This window comes from Pseudomonas sp. TMW22089 (assembly GCF_022496645.1).
Taxonomy (GTDB): domain Bacteria; phylum Pseudomonadota; class Gammaproteobacteria; order Pseudomonadales; family Pseudomonadaceae; genus Aquipseudomonas; species Aquipseudomonas paraversuta.
Genome location: NZ_SCFG01000045.1, coordinates 1 through 8,433, shown reverse-complemented (window position 1 = coordinate 8,433; position 8,433 = coordinate 1). Strand labels below are relative to the sequence as shown.

Genomic DNA, 8,433 nt, shown 5'->3' with positions numbered 1-8,433 from the left:
CGAGCATTACAACGAGCAGCATCCGCACAGTGCTTTGAAATATAGGTCGCCGAGAGAGTTTAGGCGTTTGGCAGCAGCATCAATTTAACGGGGAGTTGGTGTCCGGTTTGGTAGGGGCAAGTCCACCGTGCACTGGACAGACAATCCTGCATATTGCCCATCACCAACTGTGCTGCCTGTTCATGGGAGAGGCCCTTCCCGGTAAACCACTCCTGAATATCACCGAGGAAGAAATAAAACCAGCCGTTCATGCACGCCGCAACGGTGGCGAGCTCAAATGCGTCCTCCTGGTCGATCACGACCAATGATCCAAGGGCGCCGAGCAAGCTCTCATGAGGCTGGCCGCCTGGGGTCAAGACAACAGTTGATTGGTTGATCTGAGCGGCATAGGACAGCATCGCCCGCACGTGCCGAGCTTTGGGAAAGCTTTGTTCCAGCTCGTTGATACTCATACCCGCTACGAGTGAAACCAGCGTCTGTTCGGGCTTGAGTCGTACCTCATTGGCAAGTTGCTCAACAGCATCGGGTCGCACGCCCAGAAATAACAGGTCGCTGTCATCGACCACACCCTGGTTGTTCTGCGCAATCTCACAGGCCCAGAGCCTGGATAGCTCTCGGGCACGATCATTATTGCGCGGTGAAAGCAAAACCCTCCCGGAAAATCCGCTTCGGCGCAAACCAATAACGATCTTCTCCGTCAGTTCGCCAACACCCAGAATTCCAATGTTCAGCACGCTGCCTTCTCCTGTGTTGAGCAAATAGAGAGTGTCTCACGATAACTGGGTGGCAGCCTGCCCCGGAGGGCCAGTCGACCCAAAGCCTTCATCTCTGGCCAATCATGAAACGCTGCCCAGAGCACCTGGACATCTTCAACCCTCTGCCGCTGACCTCGTACTCAAGCAAAATTACAGCTTCACCCAAGCCAGTCGCTCACTCGGCATTGGCGAGTCGCCTCTGCGGGGAGGGGATCCGGGCTTGTCGGCATTACTGGGTTGCACTCGCGCAGCCGCAGCGATCGCATGCTTAACCCCGCCTGCGACAACGGTATTCAAGGTCTGATCCAGAACAGGTACGCGCGGTGCCTGACCGGCCCTTTCGCCTGCGGGCGCCAAGTCTCTGGCCGCGCATTCTGTGGTCGTGCGCTAAGTCGTTGATTTATAAATCACTACTTGTTTCTGAATGTTTCAGGTGGTTGTGCGGTCATTATCGCCATGTTTGAGAGATTAGTGGTGCTAATCGTATTTTTACCGAGGTTTATCACTGGATATATCGGCTTATATGGTGAAAAAAGCTGCCAGACAGTTCTTATACTGCGGGCGGCGTCCGTACACCCAGGCAGCACAACAAATCGCACTGATTTGCGCTGCTGCCCAGAGCGAGTCGTTCCATGGAAAGAAGAGGCCGGCACTGCATCTCTATTCCCATGCATCTAATAAGTCTAAGAATGAGAAATAGTTTAATGAATAAACAATCGATCCAGATTGCCCTTGCTTACATGTCCGTCGTGATTGGTGGTGGTTTTGCCTCCGGGCAGGAGGTACTCCAGTTTTTCACCGGCTATGGGCTTATAGGTATTGTCGGCACTCTGGTAAGCGGTCTGATGTTTGCCTTCCTCGGCATGCAGATCGCTCGAATGAGCTCGAAGATGCAGGCGAGCTCGCACAAGGAGGTTCTCTACATTCTGTTCGGTGCGCGCATCGGCCTGGTCGTCGATGTGGTGCTGTCCTTCTTCCTGTACGGCGTCGGTGTAGTGATGCTGGCCGGCAGCGGTTCGATCTTTGCCCAGCAGTACGATCTGCCGCCCTTGTTCGGTGGCGTATTGATGACGGTATTGGTGATCGCCACGTTGTGCATGAACGTGAAGCGCATCATCGACCTGATCAGCGCGGTAATGCCTTTCCTGTTGGCGATGGTGCTTATCATCACCACTTACTCGATCTTCAGTTACAACGCCCCGATCGAGACCCTCGACGCGGTTGCCCGTGAGAACAACGAAACAGTTTCTGGCAATTGGTTTGTGGGCGCCTTGCTGTACGCGTCTTTCAACATCGCCGTAGGCTTCCCGATGCTGGCTGTCATTGGTGGCATGACCAAGCAACCCAAGGCTGCCGCACTGGGTGGCGTACTCGGTGGTCTCGGTCTGGGTGCGTTGATCCTGCTGTTGAACATCGGCCTGTTTGCCAACATCAACCAGCTGGAAGGCATCGAAATGCCTTCCCTGGCACTGGCAGGGCGTATCTCGCCGATCCTTTCGGTGGTGATGTCGGTGGCACTGGTTTGCATGGTCTACAGCACAGCGGTGGGGATGTTCTTTGCATTCAGCGCCCGCTTCGCCAAGCCTGAAACCAGCCGCTTCAAGTTGATTAGCGCAGTCACGGTATGCATAGGCCTGGCCTTGAGCCTGGGTGGCTTCAGCAAGCTGGTAGGCACTGTCTACCCACTGTTGGGCTATGTCGGCTTCGCCCTGATTCTCGCTATTTGCTTTAACTGGCTACGCAGCCGCTCCATTGCCAAGGCGCAAAAAGCTGCGCTGGAAGCTGTTTCCTGACCCTTGAACCTGTGGGCAATCGTTCGCAGGCACGGCAGTAGATCCAGCGCTGACCCTTTGATTGAACCCCGCCTCGAGCGGGGTTTTTATTGCCTGGAGATTTCCAAAGGCCGACATCGCCATTTTTCCACCCTGCGAATGCCGCGTCTAAGACCGCAGGCGGCCGAGCACTGTATTTACTGCATTCGATGGAAATACTTAATGGTAGTAACGGCGACCTGCCGGCGACCTGCCGGCGATGTGTCGCGTTGTGCAAAACCCTCAGAAAGAATTTGTCCGCCAATTCACTAAATGAATCAAAGAACATTAAGTTGAAGTATTGTCGATCCACTATATGTTCCAGGCGGTTTACGTCCCTTGTAAGAAGCCTTTATCCATACCGGGCTGGAACCTCGAACATCGAGTGTTGCAGAAGAGCCGCCGTCGGCGATACCCAGTACAACTGTACCCGCGCCTGTCAAATCTACTTCTCCCTGATTGGGGATCTGCAGGCTGACGGTAGTGTTTTCGCTGCACTCGATATAAGTGTAAGCCCCGCCTGCATTAACTTCAGTGGTTGTACCCCTTAAATATATGCTGGTCGCAGTTGCTGAGCATGTGACTGGCGGTGATATGGGAGGGGTCGTCGCGATATCGTATGAGAGCTGGAACCAACCATAGCTTCCGGGCTTCAAACAACGGAAGTCGAGAGATTCACGAGTTGTCACAGGTGCACTGACCCGATTTATGGAAGCACCCACCAGGCTTTGAAGTGTGGCTCTTGCCTCTGCTTCAGTACGGCATATGAAATTAAGACGAGGGCAACCTGATGTGCCAGCCGTGTTGCATTCAAAATAAGCGTAGGGGCGCGAAAGTCTGAAGAACTGATAACCCGGCACGGGATTGTTACTATTAATATCCCTGATCTCACCACTCATGATGTCGATGGATAAGATGGTTCCGGTACATAAACCTGCTCTCATTGGTTTTCCACACCCAGGCCCAGTTTCAGACACCCGAATGATAGCTGCCGTTGACTGTAGAGGGGCGAGCAGCAGCATGATTAATACGGCATTCAGGATTGATAGATACATGAGCTTCCTTTCACCAACATAGCGCCTTGTCACAGCAGAATTTCGCTGTGCCTGCTGACACCTGCCCGAAAGTCAGGGCTGTCCTGAATCAGGTTCTTGCGGTTGACCGGGAGCATGGGCATGGGTTTTGTATCCAGTTTTCGAATACAGCGATCGGCATCGGTTTAGCACACAAAAACCCCTGACCAAACTGGACTCCCATCCCATACAGCTGATCGTGCTGAGCTGCGGTTTCAATACCCTCCACTACCAGATGCATGCCCATTTCGGCGGCCAGCGCTACAGTGTGGCGAATGGCTGCAATGTACCGGCCGGGACCATCGATAAATCGGGTGAATTCTTCAGCCAGTTTGATTTCACTGAACGGTATCTGGCAAAGGCGCAAGAGTGACGAATAGCCCGTTCCGAAGTCATCAATTGACAGCCGTACACCTAAATGATGCAGGCGAATCAGCTGTTTAACGCTGGCAGCGCAAGCTTCGCCGACCCCGTCCTCGGTGATTTCGAAGGTGAGGGACGAGAGTGGCAGCGCGTGCTGGCGCAAGCGGGTCTCCAGGCATTCGATGAGTGCATCACTCATCAATTGATCAAGAGACAGGTTGAATGCCATGCCTATGAATCTGCCTTGTTCCAGTAGCTTTAGCTGAAAGGCCAGGCTCTGCTCCAACAATTCGAATAGCAGTGTATCGAGCCATTTTTCACGGGCCATCAGTGCAATGAAGGTTGCTGGATTGAGTACGCCATACAGAGGGTGATGCCAGCGTGCCAGGACTTCCACCGAGTCGACCTGACCAGTGTGTAAATCGAATTTGGGTTGTAGGTACGCATTGAACTCTCTGCGTAGAAGACCACGTTTTACCTCCCCGGCACTGGGCAGTCGGGCTGGTTTTTTCGGAGCGCTTGAACTGTCCGGCCGGTTTTGCAGAGCTTGCTTTGGTTGGTAGGTGTGGCTCGCAACGAGCGCGTGCAATGAGGTTTTTTGCATGGTGGGGCAGCCTGAATGGGTATGCCTCTGAGCCTAAGCGACCCCACCCTGGCGACACGAAAGACGAATCTGTATTTTTGCCGAGATTTTTCTGGAACTGCGCGCAGATAACTCTCGGCGCCAGCCCGGAACATCAGCTCGGTCGCAGTGCCTGGTTGATTGCCTCCAGTGACTGCATCAGGATCGTCACAGCTTCAAGTGTATTAATGGACATCATTCCATCAGCGCACAGTTCTTCGACCTCAATGCATTGTTCCAGTAGTCCTGAGTGGTTGAGCATGTACGCGGTGCCTTTGAGCTTGTGCGCAACGCGTTCCATTTCCTTCAGGTCTTCCTTGTCCAATGCACGTTGCAAGGCTTCGAGTTCGCTGTTGTTGCTTTCGATCACCTGTTCGGCCAAGGCCGCGTGGATAGTGCTCGTCGACGACGGCAAATTTTTGAGTTGTTGCTCGTCTGTGTCGAGCTTGGGGATCCAGCGGTTCAGGTCGGCCAGGGTGATTGGCTTGGTCAGCGCATGATCCATACCGCTGGCCAGGCAGCGCTCAAGCGCTTCGCGTTGGGCATCGGCGGTCAGTCCAATGATGATGCACGGGCGAACGCCCCGGGATTGCTCCAGCCGGCGGATGCTTTGGGTCATTTCGATACCGCTCATCTGCGGCATGTTGGCATCGGTGAGCACAATGTCGATTTCATTTTCTTGCCACATCGCCAGGCCTTCAAGGCCATTGCTGGCGGTTACCACACGATGACCCAGGTAGGAGAGTTGCTGGTACAACAGGTACTGGCTCGGCAGGTGGTCCTCGACAATCAATAGGGTCAAGGCTACATCGAGGCTTTTGTCCGCAGTCGACCCGGACACCGGGGAAGTGACATGGGTCTCGGCACTGACGCACTCAAGCACTATGCTGAATGTCATCTGAGTGCCGAACTTCGTATCGCTTTCTACCTCCAGATGCCCCCCCATAAAGTTGCTTAGCTCTTTACAGATTGCCAGGCCCAGGCCAGCGCCAGCATTGGGATCGTTGATCGCATCCCGGGTAATAAAGAAGGGGTTGAATATCTGATCAATTTGCGCCGCCGGGATGCCAACCCCGGTGTCGCTCACGCTTATAACAACCTGTAGAGAGGTTTTGCTCGCGGGGCTGACCTGGCAACGAATTTCGATGCCACCCTGTTCGGTGAACTTGATCGCATTGCTCAGGAGGTTGGAGATGATTTGTTTGACCTTCAGCGCGTCCACCCAAACCAGTTCCGTGGCCAGCGGGGCGATGTCCAGGCGCAAGTACAAGCGTTTCTGCCGGGCCAGGCCGGAAAACACATTGCTTGTCGATTCCAGTAGTTCCTTGATGCGGGTGGGTTCAGGCGACAGGCTCAGCTTTCCCGATTCGATGCGCGATATGTCCAGAATGCTGCCGATCAGGGCTAACAGGTGATTCGCTGACTCGTAGGCTATGTGTACGGACTGCGTGTTGAGTTCGGCGTTGTCCTTGCGAGTGAGCACCAGTTCCAGCATGCCGATGATAGCGTTGAGGGGGGTGCGGATTTCGTGGCTCATGGTGGCCAGGAAGACTGATTTGCTTCGGCTGGCCTTTTCCGCGGACTCCTTGGCGACCTGCAGTTCGTCCAGCAGTAATTGTCGCTGCTCAAGGTCGTGACGTTTTCTCAGAATGCGACGGCGTTGAACCACAATCAGCAGGCCGGCTACCACCAGCAGGGCGCCCAATACCTCGAAAGATCGCCAGATACTAGAGGCGATTCCTTCCCAGTACTTTTCATCGGTAGCTGAATTGGCGCGCCAGAGTCCGATGATCTGCAGGTTCTTGCGCGGAGGGATTTCAATCATGGCCTTGTTGATGATCGAGATCAGTTCCGGATGGTTTCCAGGGGCGGCGAACACGATTTTTGCATCCTCAACATTGAGGATGCCGCCGATTTTCAGGCTTGATTCGTATTTGTAGGAGAGGTAGTAGCGCGCTACGTTGGCAGGTGCCAGGACAAAATCAGCTTTACCGTCACGGACAAGATTGAACGCCTCGCCCATGGTTTCGGTATTGACTATCCGTACATGGGGATATTGCCGGGCAATCAGCGCATTTTGCAGATAGCCTTTTGCAACTGCTACGGGTGCAGTGCTTTGTGCTTCCAGCTGAGCTTGATCATTGCGGCGCATCACAAACAGGTAGGGCGCGACGGCCAGAGTTCGTGTATGCAGATATGACAGTGAAGACTCACTGGGCTCTGTCAAGATGCCAAGACTTGCCTTGCCAGTGTTCAGCAAAGCGTTGACTTCGCTCAACGAGCTGACACGGATAATCTTGAGGTGAATATCGGTCTTTCGCCGAATGATGCCCAATAAATCTGAAGCAATGCCATTCAAGCGACCATTGCTGTTGAAAAAAGCGTAAGGGGCAAGATCTTCACTGATCGCAATGTTGACTACCCCGGCATTGCTGATCCAGGTGCGTTCCGCGTTGCTGAGGTGCAGTCGAAAATCACTTAGATCACCACTCTCAAAGTCGCCCCAGAAATACTGGGCATTGCTCATCTGGCGATGCGTGATACTTCCCAGCCCGCGGTTCAGGAGGCCAGCCAGTACCGGATTGTTGGCTGCAAGGGCAAAAGAAAGATCCACCTTGGGCAGGCGCGTGCTCTGGTTGATTTCAAACTGCACACTGAATAGCTGGCTGGACAAGTAGTAGGTCGAGAGCGTGTCACCGAGGTAGACGTCATTATCACCGGTCAGTACCGATGCCATCGCGGCAAGGGGGGTGGCATACATGATGAAAGCCCCCTGGCCGCCGTTGCGCCTGTACATCGAGAGCGCAGCGCTGTTGGCCACAGCGATGCGCAATTTGGGGTCACTGATGCTGTATTCGTGAAGATCCCCCCCGTCTGCGAAGAGGGCCAGCTCTGACTGCCCGTAAGGTGGCGTAAGTTGCACGCCAAAATGGCTGGCCTCCTGCGAGGTGGCGGTGGCCACCAGATCTATCTGCCCCTGACGCAGGGCGTCAAAGGCGGCATTGGCCGTGGTGAACGGGCGCACCTTGATCTCGATCGCCAGTTCGCTCTGCAAAGCAGCCAGGTAATCCGCGGTGAGTCCTTCAAAGCTATTGTGTTCACTAAAGATGCGGTAGGGCGGCAAGGAATCACTGGTCACGCCGACTATCAGCGCTTGCTTTTGATCGAGCCAGGCCCGCTCAACATCGTCGGGCTGGACTTTAATGTTATCCAGTTGTTGTCGCGCGGTGGGCTGTAGATCGCCCGTCTCGGACCTGACCGGCATACAGGACAAAATAGTGAGTAGAACGAAGGCGCCGAGTCGGGAGATTGTCGATTTCACGTCAAGGTCAAATAAGGTTGTGCTGTTTGGCAATGTTCGCCAACTCGACCACTGAGGTCACGCTGAGCTTCATCAGAAGGTTGACCTTGTGGCCGCTTACCGTCTTGCTACTAAGGTTGAGTTTGGCTGCGATGTCACGGTTGGAGTAGCCCTCGGCCAGCAACTTCAGGATCTGCATCTCGCGATCCGTAAGATTGCCCAGGTCGCCCGCGGCAACTGTTTGAGCACCGCCAGAGTAGATCGGCATGGCATCCCTTGGAAATAACACATAGCCATCGGCGATGGTCTTGATCGCCTTGATCAGTTGGCTAATAGGTTCGTGTTTGCTCACAAATCCGCTCGCTCCGGCTTGAAAGCAGCGTGAATCGCCCCGGGTTTCCTAGACACTCTCCAGGCTCGCTGCGTAACGCTTTTCAAACTCTACCGGTGACAGCTGATTGTTGAAACTGTGGCGTCGTTTTGGGTTGTAAAACATCTCGATGTAATC

At 54.2% G+C, this 8,433-nt stretch carries 7 protein-coding genes; 1 reads left to right on the top strand and 6 read right to left on the bottom strand.

Translation table 11 applies throughout. The annotated features are described in order from the left end of the window. Window positions 1-59: 59 nt before the first annotated feature. Window positions 60-734, bottom strand: coding sequence for an NAD(P)-binding domain-containing protein (locus EQV90_RS21560; RefSeq protein WP_240878668.1), 675 nt, complete (start codon window positions 732-734; stop codon window positions 60-62). A gap of 725 nt (window positions 735-1,459) precedes the next feature. Here EQV90_RS21560 and EQV90_RS21555 point away from each other — a divergent pair. Then, complete coding sequence (locus EQV90_RS21555) at window positions 1,460-2,548, top strand: hypothetical protein (protein ID WP_003446085.1); 1,089 nt, start codon at window positions 1,460-1,462, stop codon at window positions 2,546-2,548. A 296-nt stretch (window positions 2,549-2,844) separates the two neighbouring features. Here the strand turns inward: EQV90_RS21555 and EQV90_RS21550 are convergent, their stop codons facing one another. From EQV90_RS21550 to EQV90_RS21530, 5 genes are all read right to left on the bottom strand, one after another. Next, a complete protein-coding gene (locus tag EQV90_RS21550; protein ID WP_240878667.1) occupies window positions 2,845-3,621 on the bottom strand; it encodes a hypothetical protein in 777 nt (258 codons plus the stop codon). An 88-nt stretch (window positions 3,622-3,709) separates the two neighbouring features. Next, window positions 3,710-4,606 carry an EAL domain-containing protein gene (locus EQV90_RS21545; protein ID WP_240878666.1) on the bottom strand — a complete coding sequence of 299 codons (897 nt, stop codon included), beginning with the start codon at window positions 4,604-4,606 and terminating at the stop codon, window positions 3,710-3,712. Window positions 4,607-4,739: 133 nt separating this feature from the next. After that, entirely contained in the window at window positions 4,740-7,889 is a 3,150-nt protein-coding gene (locus tag EQV90_RS21540; protein WP_240878665.1) for a transporter substrate-binding domain-containing protein, read from the bottom strand. A gap of 64 nt (window positions 7,890-7,953) precedes the next feature. Next, window positions 7,954-8,277 (bottom strand): response regulator transcription factor, encoded by a 324-nt coding sequence (locus tag EQV90_RS21535; RefSeq protein WP_240878664.1) that lies wholly within the window; start codon window positions 8,275-8,277, stop codon window positions 7,954-7,956. 48 nt (window positions 8,278-8,325) lie between these two features. Then, window positions 8,326-8,433 (bottom strand): IS3 family transposase (locus tag EQV90_RS21530; RefSeq protein WP_138762977.1); only part of this gene is annotated, 108 nt, incomplete at its 5' end.